This is a genomic window from Bacillus sp. FSL W7-1034, assembly GCF_038593365.1.
Taxonomy (GTDB): Bacteria; Bacillota; Bacilli; order Bacillales; family Bacillaceae; genus Bacillus; species Bacillus altitudinis.
The window spans coordinates 209,953-228,579 of the sequence record NZ_CP151989.1 but is presented as its reverse complement, the minus strand read 5'-3'; the positions used below and the strand labels follow the sequence as shown (position 1 = coordinate 228,579).

The following is an 18,627-nucleotide window of genomic DNA, read 5'->3' as shown; positions in this document are numbered from 1 at the left end:
GTCTCCTCCTTTGCAAAAGGAAAAGGGGCTCCCTCATAGATACCCCTCTCCCCTTTAGGACCCTTTTCTCACCCAGAACTTCAGCACATGTCCTTCATCCGTCTGCGTGATCAATTCATGTCCGCTTGACTTAGCCCATGCAGCCAAATCAGCTTTGGCTCCTTTATCTGTTGCATGTATTTCTAATACTTGACCTTCTGCCAAGTCGTTCATTTTTTTCTTCGTCCGAATAATCGGCATCGGGCATGCAAGCCCGGTTACGTCTAAAATGTGATCTGATGTCATCTGATCATCCCTCGCTTCTTTATTTTATTGAACATTATCGAATCGCACAACGGTTTGGACCAATTTCCATGTCTCGCTGCGCTTCCTCGTCTGGATGCAGCTTCCCCATATTGGTAGACCGAATGTCTTGATAAGCGTTTGGCTGTGCAGGGAGATGCTGCGTGACCATTTGTCTAAATACGTCTTCATCTTCAATGTTCAGCCCGTGATTTTCTTCAAACAAAGCGCCTAGCGCCTTCCAAACGCTCCCGTCTTCATTCAGCTCATCCACGATCATAAAATGTGCAGGCAGCACAATCAATTCTGCCGAAAGCGCCGTATATCGTGTATAAAGGGTTTCTCTCAAATCACCTACCCAGTCCTCCGCCATACCGGCTAGGTCAGGTCTTCCGATCGAATCAATGAACAAAATATCACCTGAAAGGAGGTAACGGCCGTCTACGATAAAAGAGGTTGAACCAATCGTATGGCCCGGTGAATAAAGGGCATGAATCTCAATCTCCGTCGCTCCAATCGTCACACGCTGTCCTTCTTCAAGGTGTTTGTAATCAAATGTCACCTCTTCGGCGTCTTTTGGCGGTAGCCAATAGATAGCACCAGTCAGTTCAGACAGCTTTTTCCCGCCAGATATATGGTCCGCATGAAGGTGCGTATCAAACACATGCGTCACCGTGACTTGATGTTTTTTAGCAAATTGCGTATAGACCTCCGTCATTCTAGCCGCATCAATAATCGCAGCTTCCCCATTCGACATGATCATATAGGACAAGCACCCCTTGCCCATTCGCACAAATTGGTACAACTCTCCACCGCCAGTTAAATCACCGATCTTCACTGGCTCTAAATGCTCACTCCATGCCTTCATGCCGCCTTGCAAATAATGGACCGTTCTGCCTGCCTCTGACAGCATCTCTGCCACCATAATAGAAGAGCCTTCTTTCGCACAAACGACCAGTACATCTAGGTCATCCGGTATGTTCTCCACCATATCCTCTACGCCATCAAGAAGCTCAAAGTAAGGCACATTTAAATATTCAACGGCTTTCCCTTCAATTTTCCAGTCCTGCACATCTGATTCGTTTCGTACATCCAACAAAAAGATCGGCTCTTTGTTGATGATCCTTTTTGTTAACTGTTCTGCTGTCATTGCTTTTACAGTCATTGGTTCATTCAGCTCCTATTTTTCAATCTCTCCTGTCCAGCTGTTCATGCCTGGCACTACATTGATCAATTGATGAAATCCTTTTTCTTTTAACTTTTGTGCGGCTAATTCACTTCTTCTGCCTGAATGACAGATGAGGTAAATGAGCGTCTCTCGGTTCAATTCTTCAGCACGTTGTTCCACCTCACCGAGAGGGATGTGAACAGCTCCTGGAATATGACCCGCTTCGTATTCATCTGGCTCTCGTACATCTAAAATAAACAATGACTGATCTTCTTTTACCTTCTGTTGAAACATGTTCAACGACATTTCCGAAATCATTGACTGCTCCTCCCCCTGTTTCGCTCCGCCTTTACGAATCAAATGATGAAGCACCTGTCCTTCTACTTTTGTTCCTAAAAATTCATGACCGGCGCTTTTTGACCAAGCTGCTAAATCCGCTGTAGACCCTTTATCGGTTGCTTGCACTTCAAGCACATCTCCTGGCAAGAGCTCATTCATTTGTTTTTTCGTTTTGACAATGGGCATTGGGCATGCCAATCCTTTTGCATCTAGAATTGCTGTTGGTTGCTGCATTGTTTTTCCTCCTTTTATAGGGGTGGGGGTATCTTTTAAAGCCTATTTATACCTATAATCGCCAAGCATTCATGCCACCCTTGATATTCGTAATGTGGGTAAATCCCTGTTTTTTTAACAATTTAGCCGCCTGCATACTTCTCATCCCGCTCTGGCAGATCACATACACTTCTTTGTCTTTCTCAAGCTCATGCGATCGATTCCTTAACTGTGGTAAGGGGATATTTTGAAATCCTTTTATATGATTTGTTTGAAACTCTAAAGGTGATCGCACGTCTATCAGCTGTTGATGCCGACTATGCAATTTAGGTTTCAGATGAGCTGCGTCCATTTGTTTCACACCCCGTACGGGAAGAAAACGGCTCACAAGCAAAGCGATCACAATAATGAGCAAAAGCGTTTGAATCATGTATGGACACCCCCCTAGATAAATAAGTTCACATTCCCGATTTCTGCCTCTGCTAAATACGCTGCCACACCGGCATATTGAATGTCTGCTAGTAATTCATTCTCCTGCAGCCCTAAAAGATCCATCGTCATCGTACATGCCACGAGGTTGATCTCTTGTTCCTTCGCCATATCAATGAGCTGCGGCAGGGTCATGGCATTGTGTTTATTGATCACATGCTTGATCATCTTCGGTCCCATTCCTGCAAAATTCATCTTTGACAGCCCCATTCGATCAGCGCCACGCGGCATCATTTTGCCAAACATTTTTTCTAAAAATCCCTTCTTCAGTGGCACCATCTCTTCCTTACGCAACGCATTCAGCCCCCAAAAAGTATGAAAAATAGTCACCTCGTGATCATAAGCTGCTGCGCCATTTGCAATAATATAAGCGGCCATCGCTTTATCATAATCTCCACTAAATAAAACAATTGTTGTTCGTTTTTTCTGTTCCTCCATCATGATCCTCCTTATCTTAATTACCCATGGGGGTATATAGAAAACAAAAAATATATACACATACCGGTAAGGGTATATTATAACAAGTAAAAAAATTCGTCAACCTCCAAAGGCTGAGGAATTTCTTACCGGCTTTTCACCAAGAGCTCAACCGCTTCTTTGACAAGCCCCTCTGTATCCTTGCCCTGCTCAAGACTTTCACGGACACATTGTTCAAGGTTTGTACTCACAATCACACCCATTGCACGATCAATGGCATTGCGTGATGCAGATAGCTGTGTTACCACCTCGCGGCAATCCTTTCCCTGCTCCATCATCGCAAGAACCCCTTTAATCTGTCCCTCAATCCGGCGAAGACGATTCTTCATCTGCTGATTATACTCCACGTTTAACACTCCTTTCTCTTGTCCCTATGATCAGATAGTATACCCTGATAGGTATTTAGTCAAACATGATGAATCAGTATAAAAGAGCTGCTGAGAGCAAATGCCGCAGCAGCCCGTTCTCTTTAAGCACTCGCTTCCTCTCGAGAGCGCTTATTTCCTTTGTAAATAAAATAAAGAGCGATCAGCATAAAGAACAATGCCAATATGCGTTTGAGATCAAGTGAAATCACCAGACTATGGAACCAGCCAAAATGATCAATGACCATTCCAATGACAAGCTGCCCAGCAATCCCCGCAATATTCGCAGCAATGACACCGATTTTCGGAACAGCGATCACTGTCAGGATTAAATAAGCCGTTCCAAGAAAAGCCGCACTCAACTGCCACTTTGGTGCATGCAAGAGATTCAACAGATGGCCGCTCCCAAAGAATAAAATCAGAATGATTAAAAACATCGTACCCGTTAAAAAGGTCAAAAAGGTCGTTTCAATCGTACCCGCTCTCCTGCTAAACGTACCGTTTATGGAAGATTGCGCACTTAACGTAATGCCTCCGATTAAAGTAAATATAATTAACAATAATGCCATATCGACTTTCCTCCTAATGAATAAGAATAAGGGCAATGATCATCGAAATGACCGCAAATACCTTCTCTTTGTTTACTCTCGTTCTCTGACTCCCAAGCCAGCCAAAATGCTCAATCACCATACTCATCAACAGCTGACCAATAATGACAGCGACCATCGTTACCCCCACACCAACGAATGGAACACTCACCACAATAGACGTTAAATACACAACCCCCATCGCTCCGCCAAGTAGCGACCATTTTGGTGCCTTCAACGTATAGGAAAGGTCACCTTTGCCAAAAAAGAGCCACAATAGCCCCATAATAATTGAACCGACAAAAAAGTTATAAAAACTCGTTTCTAACTGTCCGATCGACTTCCCAAGCTCCGCATAGATGGCTCCTTCAAAACTAAGTGCCGCACCCGCTAATAGTGCAAGCACATAAAAAATTAAACGCATCATCAAATCTCCTTTGATTCATATTTTTATATATCTAGATAAACAGATATATAGAATAGAAAAAAACAGAAATCACACATCCTTTAGATCTCTGTTTTCATATATTGTCCGATCTGTTGGATAAATTCTTCATTTCGTCTATAGTATGTCCATTGTCCATGCCGTACCGATTCAAGCAGACCAGCCTTTTGCATCAAATGTAAGTAGCTAGAGACCGTTGATTGAGAAATTTGCGCCTTTTCTTGAATATCCCCAACACAAACGCCCCCCTTATAACTAACCTCCTTCGGTAAATGAGCGCCTTGCTTAGGAAAATGCTTCTCTGGTTCCTTGAGCCACTTTAAAATATTCAACCTTGTTTCATTCGATAATGCCTTAAACACATCAATAGGTTCCATGGCAGACATTGTATATCTAGAAATACCGATATGTCAAGCCATTGCATATTCACCTCTAAATTGGTAAAAAGGAAATAATCAACGCTATAAGGAATATTTCAAGGAAAGAGGGCAACCCATGACTTTACAGCATTATATTGGATCAAACAAAGAACTGCCACTTGGTACCATTGGTCAAAATCCTACCTATAAACCATTCTCTGAACTCAATATCAGCATGTTTGATAAAAAACAAAAAAAGCCCAAAATCTATCAAAAAGATGATCTTTTGATAGAAGTATTTGAAACAGAAGAGGATTTCGAAGGCATTCACATTGATTATCTAGATCCCGTCAATGAAGCGGTAAGAAACAAATTCACGCACCCTTTTGTTTATGAATTAGACATCATTCATTCTCTTCGTGCACTTTTTAAATTCATTGAAAAAGAGCTGTCAAAAGGAGAAAACATCGAAATCTATTCTTGTCTAAATGAACTCGAAATGAAAGAAAAGGACGATCAATTGGATGTAGAAATTGACCTAAGCACAAAACGGTTTGGAAAACATATCGATTTTAAAGGGATCGATGAACTGATTGATATGTTTGAATTAGAAAACTTACAATATGTACTAGTGAAGAGGTAGTGGAGAATTGACAAGTTACATCAAAATGCTGTGTTATTAGAGATTGTAGAAGCGTAACCTTGGTTAAGCAAAGATAAATTGAAGTTATGAATAGAAAAGCGAATATAAATGTAACACGGAGGTAGTTGAAAGAACCAAAATCCCCTCAATTACCTCTTTGCAAATCATCGTAAACTTTTTCACAAATGTCTATTGGTATTGAATACTTCGTAGTCTTATCATTACGGTAATTAACCACTATATCAATATGATGTTGCTTTTTTTCAAATTCAATTATTGAATTCTCCCATCTATCTCTAACGGAAATAACACAATTACCGTTTTTCTTCTCCTTTTTCTGATAAACATAATCCATTTTATCTCTCCTTTTGAACTAGATAAGCGAATAGGCGGCATGTCTCAAACAGCGATATCCGAAGAAGCTAAATGTCATGATTAAGTTTTAAGAAGTAAAGAAATAATTTCTATCATAAATACCTAATTTATTTACTTTCTGAACATGGAAGGATACCTCAAATCTATTCTTCTCTCCAAATAATAGCTACCCTTCAATTAAACGTTTCAACTTAAGCTCCGTTTCAGTATCCTCAACTGGAGTATAGACACTGCATCTTAAATCAGTATCCCCGTACACTTGTAATGAAGTGAGATTAAACAACATTTTCCCTACCTTAGCATGACGAAATTCAATTAATACTTCAGGTGCATAACTGATCTCATTTTCATTCCAAATTTTACGAAACTCAGGATATGCCTGCTCCATTTCTTCTATAAATTGCTCATACCAGTCGTCCGCCACATACTGTCCATAATACGTTCTAAATATGGCGATATATCCTCTTACAAAATGCTCCCAATTCACGGCTAAACTTTTAAATTCCTTTCTTGCGAATAGTAAGCGTATGATATTCCTTTCTGCCGGGATGATTTGTTCAAAGTCCAAAAATACATTAGCTGCTGCTTGATTCCACCCAACAATCTGACTTCTTCTATCAGATATAATTGTTGGGCAATAACGAAGTTCCTGCAAAATTTTCACTAAAGCCGGACTGATTTCCTTCTCATTCTCAATGATATAGGATTGTTTCACACCTTCCTCTAACGCTAAAGCGTACAAATATCTCCTTTCATCGTTATTTAATTGTAATGCACTAGAAATAGCATCTAATACCGAAGTAGATACTTTTATATCTCTGCCTTGCTCTAACCATGTATACCAAGTAAGACTCACACCGGCTAGTTGAGCTACTTCTTCTCTTCTGAGCCCTGGTGTTCTTCTGCGGGTTCCTACAGGTAAACCAACCATTTGAGGCGTGATTTTTGAACGTTGGTTTTTTAGAAATTCTGATAATGCTTGAAGTCTTGTTTCAGGTTTCAATATGATCACCCTTTAAAATATTATTCATTATACTAGGATAAACAACAACTTGTAATAGGATAACACAATGGCTAAAGTTAATAAAAACAAGGAGGGAATGATCATGAAAAGAGTTGTCATTACTGGAATGGGAGTTATTTCTCCACTTGGAAATGATATAGATAGCTTTTGGAATCAACTAGTTCAAGGACAATCGGGAATATCTCTCATTGATTCTTTTGATACGACTGATTATAAAACAAAAATAGCTGGAATCGTTCGTGATTTCGATGCAGATGAAATATTAGGGAGAAAAGAAGCAAAACGATTAGATCGTTTTAGTCAGTTTGCCTTAGCAGCAGCCGAACAAGCATTAGAACATTCGCAATTACAGTTAGATCAAGTAGATCTTGAACGTTTAGGCGTATATGTTGGTTCAGGAATCGGGGGCATACAATCGCTTGTTGATCAGGTGAATGTATTAGATAAACGAGGTCCATCGAGAGTAAGCCCTAGCCTTGTCCCCATGATGATTTCAAATGCAGCTGCGGCCCAAATCAGCATTAAATTAGGCGCACAAGGGCCATCATTGTCACCAGTCACAGCTTGTTCTATCGGTAACACTTCTATTGGTGAAGCTTTCAATGCGATCCGAAATGATGAAGCAGATATTATATTTGCCGGTGGAGCAGAAGCTGCCGTCAACCAGATATCTTTGGCTAGTTTTGGAAACGCACATGCACTGTCTACTAGAAACCAAGACCCAAGTCGAGCCAGCCGTCCATTCGATACAGATAGAGATGGCTTTGTTATGAGTGAAGGCGCAGGTATCTTAGTATTAGAATCATTAGACAACGCAATTCTTAGAGATGCGCCGATATTATGTGAAGTAGTGGGATACGGGGCTAGTTCAGATGCACATCATATGGTCGCTTCACACCCAGAAGGTAGGGGTGCCTACTTAGCCATGAAGAAAGCATTGAGCAGTGCAGATATATCAACAAGTGAAATCGATGTTATTAGTGCTCATGCAACAAGTACACAAGTAGGTGATCGTTCAGAAGTTCTAGCCATTAAGAAATTATTTGGTGATCGATCAGGTGAAATTCCAACAACTGCGAACAAGTCAATGACTGGGCACATGTTTGGTGCTGCAGGCGGAGTAGAAGCGATTGCTTTAGTGGAAAGTTTGAGACGAGGAATGATTCCGCCAACTATTAATGTAGAGAAACAAGATCCAGATTGCAATTTAGATGTTGTATTAGAAGCGAGACAGCTTCCATTGAAATATGGGCTATCCAATTCTTTTGGTTTTGGAGGACATAATTCAGCCATCTTGTTAAAACATTACGATTGAAGTAGTGAAAAGGTGAAATAATGACAAAACAAGGGTTTATAGCCCTTGTTTTTTTATGATGGGAATACCTCACAGACAAAATATGACGAGCCTCAGCAATCTGATATATTAAATGGAGAAAAGAAAATACTTAAAAAATTGAAAGAGCAGGTGACCCATGCCAAAGAACCAAACACCCAACCCACTCATCACGGAAAAATCACCTTATCTCCTTCAGCACGCTCACAACCCAGTTCACTGGTATCCGTGGGGGCAAGAAGCCTTCGACAAAGCGAAACGTGAAAATAAACCGGTGCTTGTCAGCATCGGCTATGCCACTTGCCACTGGTGCCACGTCATGGCACACGAAAGCTTTGAAGATCAACAAGTCGCCGACATCCTAAACGAGCATTTCATTTCAATCAAAGTCGATCGTGAGGAGCGTCCAGACATTGACTCGATGTATATGTCCGTTTGTCAGATGATGACTGGGCAAGGCGGCTGGCCGCTCAACGTGTTTGTCACGCCTGATCAAAAGCCGTTTTATGCGGGGACTTATTTTCCAAAAAGAAGTGCTTACGGCCGTCCTGGCTTCATTGAAGCACTGACGCAATTGCTGGATGCGTATCACAACGATCGAGATCATATTGAATCATTGGCAGAAAAGGCAACAAATAATTTGCGGATCAAGGCAGCAGGACAGACAGAGAATACGCTCACTCAGGAGTCGATTCACAAAGCCTATTATCAGCTCATGAGCAGCTTTGATACGCTGTATGGCGGCTTCGGTTCTGCGCCTAAATTTCCTGCGCCTCATATGCTCACGTTTCTCATGCGTTATTTTGAATGGACAGGGCAAGAAAATGCGTTATATGCTGTCACAAAAACGTTAAACGGTATGGCAAACGGCGGTATTTATGATCATATTGGTTCTGGATTTACTCGATATTCAACCGATGAAAAATGGCTTGTGCCGCATTTTGAAAAGATGCTGTATGATAACGCCTTGCTAATAGATGCCTACACCGAAGCCTATCAAATCACTCAACACCCTGAGTACGAAAAGCTTGTCCAAGACCTCATTCATTTTATCAAACGAGACATGATGAATCGTGACGGATCTTTTTATTCGGCAATCGATGCCGATTCAGAAGGAAAGGAAGGGCAATATTACGTTTGGACAAAAAAGGAGATCATGACCCATTTAGGCGATGACCTCGGCACTTTATTTTGTGCGGTCTACCACATCTCAGAGGAAGGAAATTTTGAAGGACAGAACATCCCTCATACCATTTCCACCTCATTTGATGACATCAAGGCAGCATATTCAATCGACGACAAAACCCTTCATTCCAAACTGCAATCCGCTCGACACATCTTACTCACTGTAAGACAGCAGCGACCTGCACCGCTAATCGATGACAAGGTACTCACCTCATGGAATGCGCTGATGATTTCCGCACTTGCCAAAGCAAGGAGTGTCTTTCATGAAGAAGAAACCATACGCATGGCAAAACAGGCAATGTCTTTTCTCGAAACACAGCTCGTTCAACAGGGACGGCTCATGGTCCGCTACAGGGAAGGGGACGTGAAGCATCTAGGCTTTATCGAAGATTATGCGCACATGCTCACAGCTTATATGTCTTTATACGAAGCGACCTTTGACCTAGATTGGCTGACAAAAGCCAGAGCCGTTGCTGAAAATATGTTTGAACTGTTTTGGGATGAGCAAATCGGGGGCTTTTTCTTCTCAGGCTCAGATGCAGAAGCGCTTATTGTTCGTGAAAAAGAAGTATACGACGGGGCCATGCCGTCTGGTAACAGTACTGCACTCCAACAGCTTCTGAAACTAAGCAGAATGATCGGACGTCAAGACTGGATCGAAACACTAGAGAAGATGTTCAGCGCCTTTTACGTCGATGTCTCTTCCTATCCAAGCGGACATACCGCCTTTTTACAAGGACTATTAAGCCAATATGCCGTAAAACGAGAAATCATTATTCTCGGGAAAAAGGGCGATCCGCAAAAAGAACAGTTTCTACAAGCATTGCAAAAACGATTCATGCCATTTGATCTCATTTTAACTGCCGAAACAGGGCAAGAATTAGCAAGGCTCGCACCTTTTGCAAAAGATTACAAAACGATCAACGACAGCACGACAGTCTATATTTGTGAAAACTACAGCTGCCGCCAGCCGATCACCAATCTCGACGAAGCGATGGAACAATTATTTCAAATTTGAGCTGTCATATGATGACTATGAGAAGACAAAATGAGGACAAACAGATAAAAAACATGTCAATCCGCTAACAATTCATCTGTACGGTTTTATTTTTCCTCTAAAACGGTTAGAATGCGCACTAGATGTTCTCATACCGAAGGGAGAGAAAATAATTGAAAAAAGTATCATATACACTCATTGCTTGTCTGTTATCAGTGGGGCTTGTAGCCTGCTCATCAAACGATGCGAAACAGGATAAGCAAAACGATTCAGCCAAAAGCAAGGAAACAACACAGGCTGACCAAAAAGAGCAGCAAAAGCAAATGGAAGAGATGCAAAAGAAATTAGACGCACAAAAAATTGATGATCAAAAGGTCGTTGCGACCGTCAACAAAGATAAAATCACAGGAAGTGAATACAATAGCGCCTTATCGACCATTCAAGGTCAACTTCAGCAGTCAGGACAAGACCCAACATCTAAAGAAGGCGCAAAAGCTGTCAAGAAGCAAACCATTGATGCGCTAGTAGGTCAAGAGCTCATCCTGCAAGATGCTGAGAAGAAGGGCTATAAAGCCTCTGACAAGCAAGTCGATAAGCAGCTAAAAGAAGAAAAGAAACAATTTAAAGACAATGCTCAATTTGAAGAAGCACTCAAAAAGAGCGGACTGACAATGGATCAGCTGAAAAATGATATTGCCGACAGCATCAAATACAGCCAATATGTCGACAAAGAAATTAAATCAGCCTCTGTGTCTGAAAAAGACGTCAAAGCGTACTATGACCAATACGCCGAACAAATGAAAAAGCAAAAACAAAAAGCACCTGATTTCAAAGACGTCAAATCACAAATCAAGAAGCAGTTAGAATCTCAAGAAAAGCAAAAAGAAGTACAAAAAGAAATTGATCAACTAAAGAAATCTGCAAAAATTGATGTATCAATTTAACCACTATTAAAAATCCGCCATTGTGCGGATTTTTTTCATCACTTCACGAACTGTTTTTCCAAAATAATGACAAAAGCCTCATCATAAACATCTTCTCCATCCGATATGATGGGAGTACAAAAGAAAGCGTTATCAATTCTTTTGTCTCTGAAAAAGTACAAGATCAAAGACAGACCTCGTACTTTTGTTTCAGTCATATCTACAAGAGGAGGATGTTTATGTTCAAATGGTTTAAACCAGCTCCGCATATCGACAGGCTCGATGATGCCAAAACAGACGAAACCTATAAACGGCTACGGCTGCAAGTCTTTTTGGGAATCTTTATCGGATATGCGGGCTACTATTTGCTGCGCAAAAATTTCGCATTTGCCATCCCTTATTTACAGGAAGAGGGGTTCACAAAGAGTGAATTAGGCTTTGTACTGGCGGCTGTTTCAATCGCTTATGGCTTTAGTAAATTCATTATGGGGATGATCTCAGACCGGTGTAACCCAAGATACTTTTTAGCCGCTGGACTCTTTCTATCAGCTCTTATCAATATTCTATTTGTCTCATTTCCATGGGTGACATCCAGTGTATGGATCATGTTTTTATTCATGTTCTTAAACGGCTGGTTTCAAGGAATGGGATGGCCGCCATGCGGACGAACGATGGCGCATTGGTTTTCGGTGAGTGAACGTGGTACGAAAATGTCCATTTGGAACGTCGCTCACAATATCGGCGGGGGGATTCTTGCACCGCTTATTACATTAGGAATTGTTTTGTTTGCGACGTGGAAAAGTATCTTTTTCTTCCCTGCCATCATCGCCATTATCGTCTCTTTCGTCATCATTCTTCTCGTTCGGGACACCCCGCAATCCGCTGGTCTTCCGCCAATTGAAGAATACCGAAATGACTATCCGGCACAACAATATGAAGATCAAGAAAAAGAATTAACCGTAAAAGAGATTTTGTTCAAATATGTACTCAACAATAAATTCCTTTGGTATATCGCCATTGCCAACGTCTTTGTGTACTTTGTCCGTTACGGGGTCGTAGACTGGGCACCTACCTATTTAACAGAAGCAAAAGGATTCTCACCAGAGCATTCACGCTGGTCTTATTTCCTTTATGAATATGCAGGCATCCCTGGTACATTATTGTGCGGGTGGATTAGTGACCGCTTCTTTAGAAGCCGCCGCGCACCTGCTGGCGTCCTCTTTATGATTGGCGTATTAATTGCGGTTCTTGTGTACTGGTTAAACCCTGCTGGCAATCCAATGGTTGATAACATTGCCCTCATCAGCATCGGGTTTTTAATTTACGGACCCGTCATGCTCATTGGACTGCAAGCCATTGATCTCGCTCCGAAAAAAGCCGCTGGCACTGCTGCCGGGTTGACAGGATTCTTTGGATATATTGGCGGCTCTGCTTTTGCTAATGCCATGATGGGTGTCGTCGTCGATCACTATGACTGGACAGGAGGTTTCATTTTACTAGTTGGTTCTTGTATCCTTGCAATTGTGTTCCTCGCCATGACATGGAATACAGGAAAGCGCGTAGAGCAAGCTTAATGAAAATCACATAAAAGATTCATCTCCGCCCAACATGCCCTTTACATCTATTTCTTATGATGGAGGCAGTTACCGTAAAAGGAGGATAAAATATGAAGAAAAGTAGATTACTTGCTTTCGTGTTACTCTCTTTTGCTTTACTGTCTTTTGGTTGGGTGCCGACCACCATATCGGCACATGAACATCTTTTATCTCCAGATCGCATTTTAACCGTTGCACACCGCGGAGCATCAGGGTATGCCCCAGAGCATACCCTAGCTTCCTACAAGCTCGCCACAAAGATGAATGCAGATTACCTCGAACTTGACCTTCAAATGACAAAGGATGGACACCTCATCGTCATGCACGATGAAACGGTTGACCGGACGACAAACGGAACAGGCTGGGTCAAAGACCTCACACTTGCCGAAATCAAACAGCTCGATGCCGGTGCATGGTTTAACGAAGCCAACCCCGACAAACAAAATGCCCACTTTATTGGACAGCAAGTCCTCACATTAGATGAGGTATTACGCTACTTCGGTAAACGAGAAAATTATTATATTGAAACCAAAAAACCAGACATCTATCCGCAAATGGAAGAAAAACTATTGGCCGTCTTAAAGAAACATCATCTTCTTGGAAAACATACGAGAAAAGGGCAGGTCATCATCCAATCTTTCAGCCAAGAAAGTCTATTAAAATTGCAGAAACTCGCCCCTCGGCTTCCAAAAGTACAGCTATTAGATAGAGCGCAAATGACGTCTATTACAGATGATCAGCTCGACTTCATCAAATCGTATGCAGTGGGGGTCGGACCGAATTTTAGAGCTTTGACACTTGAAAATGTACAGCAGGTCAGAAGCCACGGACTCCTCCTTCACCCATATACGGTAAACAGCGAAGCAGACATGACACGTCTTCTGCAATACGGCGTCACCGGTCTTTTCACCAACTTTCCAGATGTCTTTCAGCGTGTCAAAGCTTCTCTGTAAACGACAAAAGCCTTGCGGGTCCACTCCGCAAGGCTTTTGATTATTCCACCGTTTGATCAGAAGAAGCTGTTTCAATCGGTTTTCGTTTACCAATTCCAAATACAAAAAAGCTAAGCGCCACTAAAATCAAGAACCCAATTGCCACAATGAGAGAAATTCGTGTATCCTGATTAATCAGCATAAACACAAGCACCATCAGCAAGAATCCGATTGTCAAATAGTTAGAAAATGGCGCAAGCGGCAGCTTAAACGGATGCTGATCAAGCGCTGCCCCCTTCGCCTTTCTGAAGCCAATGTGACTAATTAAAATCACAAACCAAGGCACCATACCAGGAAGGACACTCGCACTATACACATAAACGAAAATGTTTGGCGGAGAAACGTAATTTAAGACCACCCCAACCGCTAAACCAATCAGCACAGCAAATGTCCCAAAATACGGTACACCATTCTTCGAAATTTTTGTAAAGAAAGCAGGTGCCTGTCCATTCACACCTAATGTATAAAGCATACGCCCCGCACTGAAGATTCCACTATTACAGCCGGACATCGCTGCTGTAATGACAACAAAGTTAATAATACCTGCTGCTGCCGTAATTCCAATTTTCGCAAACGTCGCCACAAATGGACTGCCGAGCGTATTCAGCTGATCCCACGGATACACCGTTACGATGACAAAGATCGCACCGATATAGAAAATCAAAATACGCCAGATGATGCTTTTGATGGCATTTGTCAGCGTCTTTTGCGGATTTTGCGCCTCACCTGCAGTAATCCCAATGAGCTCTACCCCTTGATAGGCAGCAATCACTAGGGACAATGCAAACAAGAAACCGCTAAATCCACCTGTAAAGAACCCGCCGTGCGCCCAAAGGTTAGACAAACCAATCGCTGTTCCACCATTGCCAAACCCAAAGAAAATAATGCCTAAACCTGCAATGATCATTAAAATAATCGTCACAATCTTGATCATCGCAAACCAGAATTCAAACTCACCGAATGACTTAACCGAAATCAAGTTGGCCGCACCTAAAATGATCATGGCGATTAATCCGGGAATCCACGCCGGTAACTCCGGGAACCAATATTTCATATAAGCGCCTACGGCGATAATCTCAGACATTCCAACAATGACCCACTGGAACCAGTTACTCCAAGCTGTCATATACCCCGCAAGCGGATGAATATATTGATGCCCAAATGTAGCAAACGATCCCGTACTCGGTTCAAGATACAACATTTCTCCCATCGCACGCATAATAAAAAAGATAAAAATACCACACACTGCGTACGCGAGAAGAACCGATGGACCTGTCCATTGAATGGCTTTAGCTGACCCCATAAATAAGCCAACACCAATTGTGCCGCCAAGCGCAATCATTTGAATATGACGAGCACTTAACCCTCTCTTTAATTCCTTTTGAGCCACTTCTATTCCCCCTCATCAACAAACAACATAAAAAATAAAAAATCAGAATTTTCATTCTGATTCAAAATCTTCAATCTTTCGATGTATATTATCATAATAAATCTACCCTTAAAAAACAATTGTTTTTTTGAGGAAAACACTATTAACAAAATATTCTGACATAAAAAGATATTCAAATTATTTTATATTGATATATCGAATCAGAGGATCATCATCGCTTCAATGACCATCACTTAATAGAAAAGAACCTCCCCTTATATCGACCTCAAAGCTTTTCCCTCCATTTTTATAAACCATTCTATCCTGATCATCAACACAAGGAAAGTCATTGTGAAAAGTACCTGATCTTTTCTTCACATAACAAATAAATCCATCATTTTCCGGAATCGCCACTTTGACAGATGATCCAGTTGACGTCGATTTGAGCGAATGCAGCATGGCCTTTGAATGTATCTGTACCCTTCTGCCTATTAAATTCAGATCAATATCTGAAAAAGCACCTACCATCTCCACTTTTGACGAAGTAGTACGCAGGCTCAATGTCTGCGTGTTGAGCTGTTGACTAGAGATAAGTCCACCCACTGTCTGCAAGCGCAGATGCTTGATTTCTCCCGTAAACATGGACTTTCCAGAAATCAATTGGCAGTCAGCCTCCTTCACCTTCAGTCCATCCAAAAGTAGATTTGCTCCTTTACAATGAATAGACAAGGACTGTAACTGTGCCTGAGGGAGGTAAATCTCCAAATTCGTTTGATGAAGATGAAGCCCCAAGCTGATCGCTCGTTTTCTTTTATCTTGAATGACTAGCCTGCCTTCCTGCACTTGATGATGCAGTAAATACCGATGGGGGAATACGTGATTGGTGGTCTGCTTCACCAATAAATAAGGATGATCATGGTGATAAAGGCGAACATCTCCCACCAGCCAGTTTAATGAAAGTTCCGTTATTGCTTCTTCAATTTGAACCGTATGCTTCACATGTCTCCATCCTTTTCCCATCATGAATTACCTCGTTTGCAGCCGGCCGATGCGGCTCCACAATTCCAAGATCACAATGAGGACTGCTGCAATCATCACTCCTGACAGGATGAGGTTCATTTGATCATTGCCATAAATGGCGAGCGATACATTTCCTAAAACAGCACATAAAACAATTGCAGTCAGGACGGTCATCAAAACAGATTTCTTGCTCAACCCTATTCTCATCGCCATCATGCCAATCGCTTGAACACAAACAATCAACATAAAGAATGTTTTCATCAATTGAAACAGAGAACCTGCCGTCAGCGTATCGTGAACAATAGGGAAAAACAATTCAGTCACACTAAACACAACAAACGAAGGAATGATACTGCACATCATCGCAAACGTTGAAAGGCACACCATCCATATCATATGAGAAAGGAATCTCACTGAATTGGATGTGCGTTCCTGATAAACAGTCTTGCCTACACGCCAATACAGCATAGCTGTGATGATAGAAAAAAAGATCATCCATACTGTACTCGTTAACAAATAAATATTCGTATATTGCTGAAAACCCGGTTCGCGTTCAATTTTTGCAGCAAACGCAATAAAATAGATGAATACTAGCAGCACAATACTCGCGATGAAACTAGCTTGAATATACTGCTTCATGTGGCCTTTTCTTAGCTCAACCTTCATAAAATGAATCATACGTCATCCTCCTATCAGTTGGCATTCTTTACTTTTCGGGCAGATCATACCCGCCAATTTCAGCATAGTGCGCTGTCACCTTTTGAATAAATAGATCACTCACAATATCCACGCCAAGACCCTTCATCATCTGCTTTAAAAAACACAAACGCTGGACCGTTTCTTCATGATTGCGTACAAACAAGGTGGGATTCAACCATATATTCACAAGAAGCAAAAATACTTCTGCCACTTCACCAGGAAACGCAGTTTCCATCGAACCATCCTCAATCCCTTCAATGATTAACTGTTTGATTCTCAAAGCATCCTGATTGACACCTGTCTTCATGCCTTCAATCACAAATTGTGGGTTTTTCATCTGATCAACCAAGATCCCATCAATCGAATGAGACTGCGGGTCTGCCACAAGCTGCTCCAGAATAAGCTGCAGCTTCTCTTTCGCATGAGCTGCCTCCGTATGCTCAATTAACTCCTCTAGCTTCTCGGTTGCATAACGAAACTGCCGATCCATCACGCCGCGTAATATTTCATCCTTCGATTTAAAATGATGATAAATAGCCCCTTTTGACATATTCAATTCATGGATAATATCTTGCAAACTTGTCTTTTCAAATCCCTTTTCCTGAAACAACTTTGTCGACACGTCCAAAATTTGCTGCATCGTCTTTTCTGGATACTTATTTCGCGCCAGTTCAAACGCCTCCTTTTACATACCGACCGTCGGTATGTTTAATTATATTTTTCATTATAAACGGTTCATGCAGATTTGTATACAACAAAAAAAGACCGCTCACACGGTCTTCTCAAGCTCAAAATGCAAATTCATCGGCACATCTGGCAGAGCCGAAGCCTCCACCATATTCGTTGTAGGTGTTTTCTCATCCACTTCCTCAAATCGAAAACCGTCAGCCCAGATTGTTCCATGACCGCTGAGTAGCACTCCAAAATGAATGGATTCACTGCGCATAGGAACATCTAATACGATCGCATATTGATTCCATTCCGTAGAATCTGTCACAGGTCGATTCTGCATATTATCAAACTGCACCGTATCACCCTTTCCGTCATCTACCCGCATCCAAATTCCTGCTGAAGATACATTCTCTGTTTTCAAGAAAGCAGAGAGCTTCAACCGCTTGCCTACATACTCTTTTGCTTGAAACCCCTGCATCATCGTCGCAAACTGTCCTTCTTGTACGCCTTCTTTAGATGATAAAACACCTGATTGCTTTCCCGTATGAAACTCTGCTGTATCAACACCCATCTCATACATATGCGGATGTGAACCACTCAAACCCCAGCCAGGTACTGCTTCATGTAATGTCATCGAATCTTCCTCCTTTTTCATTTGCATGTCTCTCATCATGGACCTGTACATTCCGGGAGGTAAAGAATAAAGATGCTTAAAAGCACGCGTAAAGGCTTCCTGCGATTGGAATTGTAACGAAAAAGCGATGTCTAAAATCCCCTGATCCGTATACAAAAGAAGCTGTGCAGCCGTAGCTAATCTTCGTTTCCGCACATATTCCCCCATCGACAGCCCGGTTTCTCGTTTAAATACACGCAGCAAATGAAAATGTGAATATCCTACTTTCTCATGCACCTGTTTCAGCGACAGCTCATCCATCAAATGCGACTCCAAATAAGAAATCACCTCTTGCGTCACCCGACTATACATCATCTCCCTCACCTCTTCTTGATCATAAAACAAATCAGTTCACTCGTTTTGATCAAAATTGCGATGTTTCATCTGTCCAGCTGAGGAGGAA

General features: G+C 41.8%; 22 protein-coding genes. 6 read left to right on the top strand and 16 right to left on the bottom strand.

Translation table 11 applies throughout. From position 1 onward, the window contains the following. Positions 1–54: 54 nt before the first annotated feature. The 9 genes from NST73_RS01290 to NST73_RS01250 all read right to left on the bottom strand — a co-directional run bounded on the left by NST73_RS01290 (position 55) and on the right by NST73_RS01250 (position 4,742). Positions 55–285, bottom strand: a complete 231-nt coding sequence (locus NST73_RS01290; protein ID WP_008343881.1) for a sulfurtransferase TusA family protein — start codon at positions 283–285, stop codon at positions 55–57. A gap of 34 nt (positions 286–319) precedes the next feature. Beyond that, positions 320–1,447: an MBL fold metallo-hydrolase gene (locus NST73_RS01285; RefSeq protein ID WP_342499315.1), complete on the bottom strand. Its 1,128-nt coding sequence runs from the start codon at positions 1,445–1,447 to the stop codon at positions 320–322. 15 nt (positions 1,448–1,462) lie between these two features. Beyond that, entirely contained in the window at positions 1,463–2,023 is a 561-nt protein-coding gene (locus NST73_RS01280) for a sulfurtransferase TusA family protein (RefSeq protein WP_056703615.1), read from the bottom strand. Positions 2,024–2,075: 52 nt separating this feature from the next. Beyond that, positions 2,076–2,432 carry a rhodanese-like domain-containing protein gene (locus NST73_RS01275; RefSeq protein WP_144679760.1) on the bottom strand — a complete coding sequence of 119 codons (357 nt, stop codon included), beginning with the start codon at positions 2,430–2,432 and terminating at the stop codon, positions 2,076–2,078. A gap of 14 nt (positions 2,433–2,446) precedes the next feature. Next, positions 2,447–2,929 carry a DsrE/DsrF/DrsH-like family protein gene (locus tag NST73_RS01270; RefSeq protein ID WP_008343885.1) on the bottom strand — a complete coding sequence of 161 codons (483 nt, stop codon included), beginning with the start codon at positions 2,927–2,929 and terminating at the stop codon, positions 2,447–2,449. 125 nt (positions 2,930–3,054) lie between these two features. Continuing rightward, positions 3,055–3,315, bottom strand: coding sequence for a metal-sensitive transcriptional regulator (locus tag NST73_RS01265; protein ID WP_003217059.1), 261 nt, complete (start codon positions 3,313–3,315; stop codon positions 3,055–3,057). A gap of 122 nt (positions 3,316–3,437) precedes the next feature. After that, positions 3,438–3,902, bottom strand: a complete 465-nt coding sequence (locus tag NST73_RS01260; RefSeq protein WP_039169334.1) for a DMT family transporter — start codon at positions 3,900–3,902, stop codon at positions 3,438–3,440. A gap of 13 nt (positions 3,903–3,915) precedes the next feature. After that, a complete protein-coding gene (locus NST73_RS01255; RefSeq protein WP_008343887.1) occupies positions 3,916–4,344 on the bottom strand; it encodes a DMT family transporter in 429 nt (142 codons plus the stop codon). 83 nt (positions 4,345–4,427) lie between these two features. Then, the gene (locus NST73_RS01250) at positions 4,428–4,742 is read right to left on the bottom strand and encodes a metalloregulator ArsR/SmtB family transcription factor (RefSeq protein ID WP_008343888.1); all 315 of its coding nucleotides are present in this window, start codon (positions 4,740–4,742) and stop codon (positions 4,428–4,430) included. A gap of 118 nt (positions 4,743–4,860) precedes the next feature. Between NST73_RS01250 and NST73_RS01245 the strand changes: the two genes are divergently transcribed. After that, positions 4,861–5,367 (top strand): hypothetical protein, encoded by a 507-nt coding sequence (locus NST73_RS01245; protein WP_058336284.1) that lies wholly within the window; start codon positions 4,861–4,863, stop codon positions 5,365–5,367. 145 nt (positions 5,368–5,512) lie between these two features. Here the strand turns inward: NST73_RS01245 and NST73_RS01240 are convergent, their stop codons facing one another. Together NST73_RS01240 and NST73_RS01235 are read right to left on the bottom strand one after the other, a co-directional pair. Next, positions 5,513–5,722: a hypothetical protein gene (locus tag NST73_RS01240; protein WP_039169340.1), complete on the bottom strand. Its 210-nt coding sequence runs from the start codon at positions 5,720–5,722 to the stop codon at positions 5,513–5,515. Between the two features lie 186 nt (positions 5,723–5,908). Next, positions 5,909–6,745 (bottom strand): helix-turn-helix transcriptional regulator, encoded by an 837-nt coding sequence (locus NST73_RS01235; RefSeq protein ID WP_008359338.1) that lies wholly within the window; start codon positions 6,743–6,745, stop codon positions 5,909–5,911. A gap of 103 nt (positions 6,746–6,848) precedes the next feature. On the opposite strand from NST73_RS01235, the gene fabF reads away from it, so the two are divergent. From fabF to NST73_RS01210, 5 genes are all read left to right on the top strand, one after another. After that, on the top strand, positions 6,849–8,081 hold the full coding sequence (gene fabF, locus NST73_RS01230; RefSeq protein WP_335364812.1) for a beta-ketoacyl-ACP synthase II: 1,233 nt from the start codon (positions 6,849–6,851) through the stop codon (positions 8,079–8,081). A gap of 157 nt (positions 8,082–8,238) precedes the next feature. After that, positions 8,239–10,302 carry a thioredoxin domain-containing protein gene (locus NST73_RS01225; protein WP_342499314.1) on the top strand — a complete coding sequence of 688 codons (2,064 nt, stop codon included), beginning with the start codon at positions 8,239–8,241 and terminating at the stop codon, positions 10,300–10,302. Between the two features lie 152 nt (positions 10,303–10,454). Further along, entirely contained in the window at positions 10,455–11,225 is a 771-nt protein-coding gene (locus tag NST73_RS01220; protein ID WP_342499313.1) for a SurA N-terminal domain-containing protein, read from the top strand. A gap of 218 nt (positions 11,226–11,443) precedes the next feature. Then, entirely contained in the window at positions 11,444–12,778 is a 1,335-nt protein-coding gene (gene glpT, locus NST73_RS01215; RefSeq protein WP_008343899.1) for a glycerol-3-phosphate transporter, read from the top strand. A gap of 92 nt (positions 12,779–12,870) precedes the next feature. Beyond that, a complete protein-coding gene (locus NST73_RS01210; RefSeq protein ID WP_017358710.1) occupies positions 12,871–13,752 on the top strand; it encodes a glycerophosphodiester phosphodiesterase in 882 nt (293 codons plus the stop codon). A gap of 40 nt (positions 13,753–13,792) precedes the next feature. Here NST73_RS01210 and NST73_RS01205 read toward each other — a convergent pair whose 3' ends face one another. From NST73_RS01205 to NST73_RS01185, 5 genes are all read right to left on the bottom strand, one after another. Continuing rightward, positions 13,793–15,181, bottom strand: a complete 1,389-nt coding sequence (locus NST73_RS01205) for an amino acid permease (RefSeq protein ID WP_024719138.1) — start codon at positions 15,179–15,181, stop codon at positions 13,793–13,795. A 219-nt stretch (positions 15,182–15,400) separates the two neighbouring features. Then, positions 15,401–16,159, bottom strand: coding sequence for a DUF4097 family beta strand repeat-containing protein (locus NST73_RS01200; RefSeq protein ID WP_342499312.1), 759 nt, complete (start codon positions 16,157–16,159; stop codon positions 15,401–15,403). Positions 16,160–16,186: 27 nt separating this feature from the next. After that, positions 16,187–16,858: a hypothetical protein gene (locus tag NST73_RS01195; protein ID WP_045034667.1), complete on the bottom strand. Its 672-nt coding sequence runs from the start codon at positions 16,856–16,858 to the stop codon at positions 16,187–16,189. A 28-nt stretch (positions 16,859–16,886) separates the two neighbouring features. Beyond that, positions 16,887–17,519 (bottom strand): TetR/AcrR family transcriptional regulator, encoded by a 633-nt coding sequence (locus NST73_RS01190; protein WP_173408444.1) that lies wholly within the window; start codon positions 17,517–17,519, stop codon positions 16,887–16,889. Positions 17,520–17,648: 129 nt separating this feature from the next. Then, positions 17,649–18,539: an AraC family transcriptional regulator gene (locus NST73_RS01185; RefSeq protein WP_342499311.1), complete on the bottom strand. Its 891-nt coding sequence runs from the start codon at positions 18,537–18,539 to the stop codon at positions 17,649–17,651. Positions 18,540–18,627: the final 88 nt, after the last annotated feature.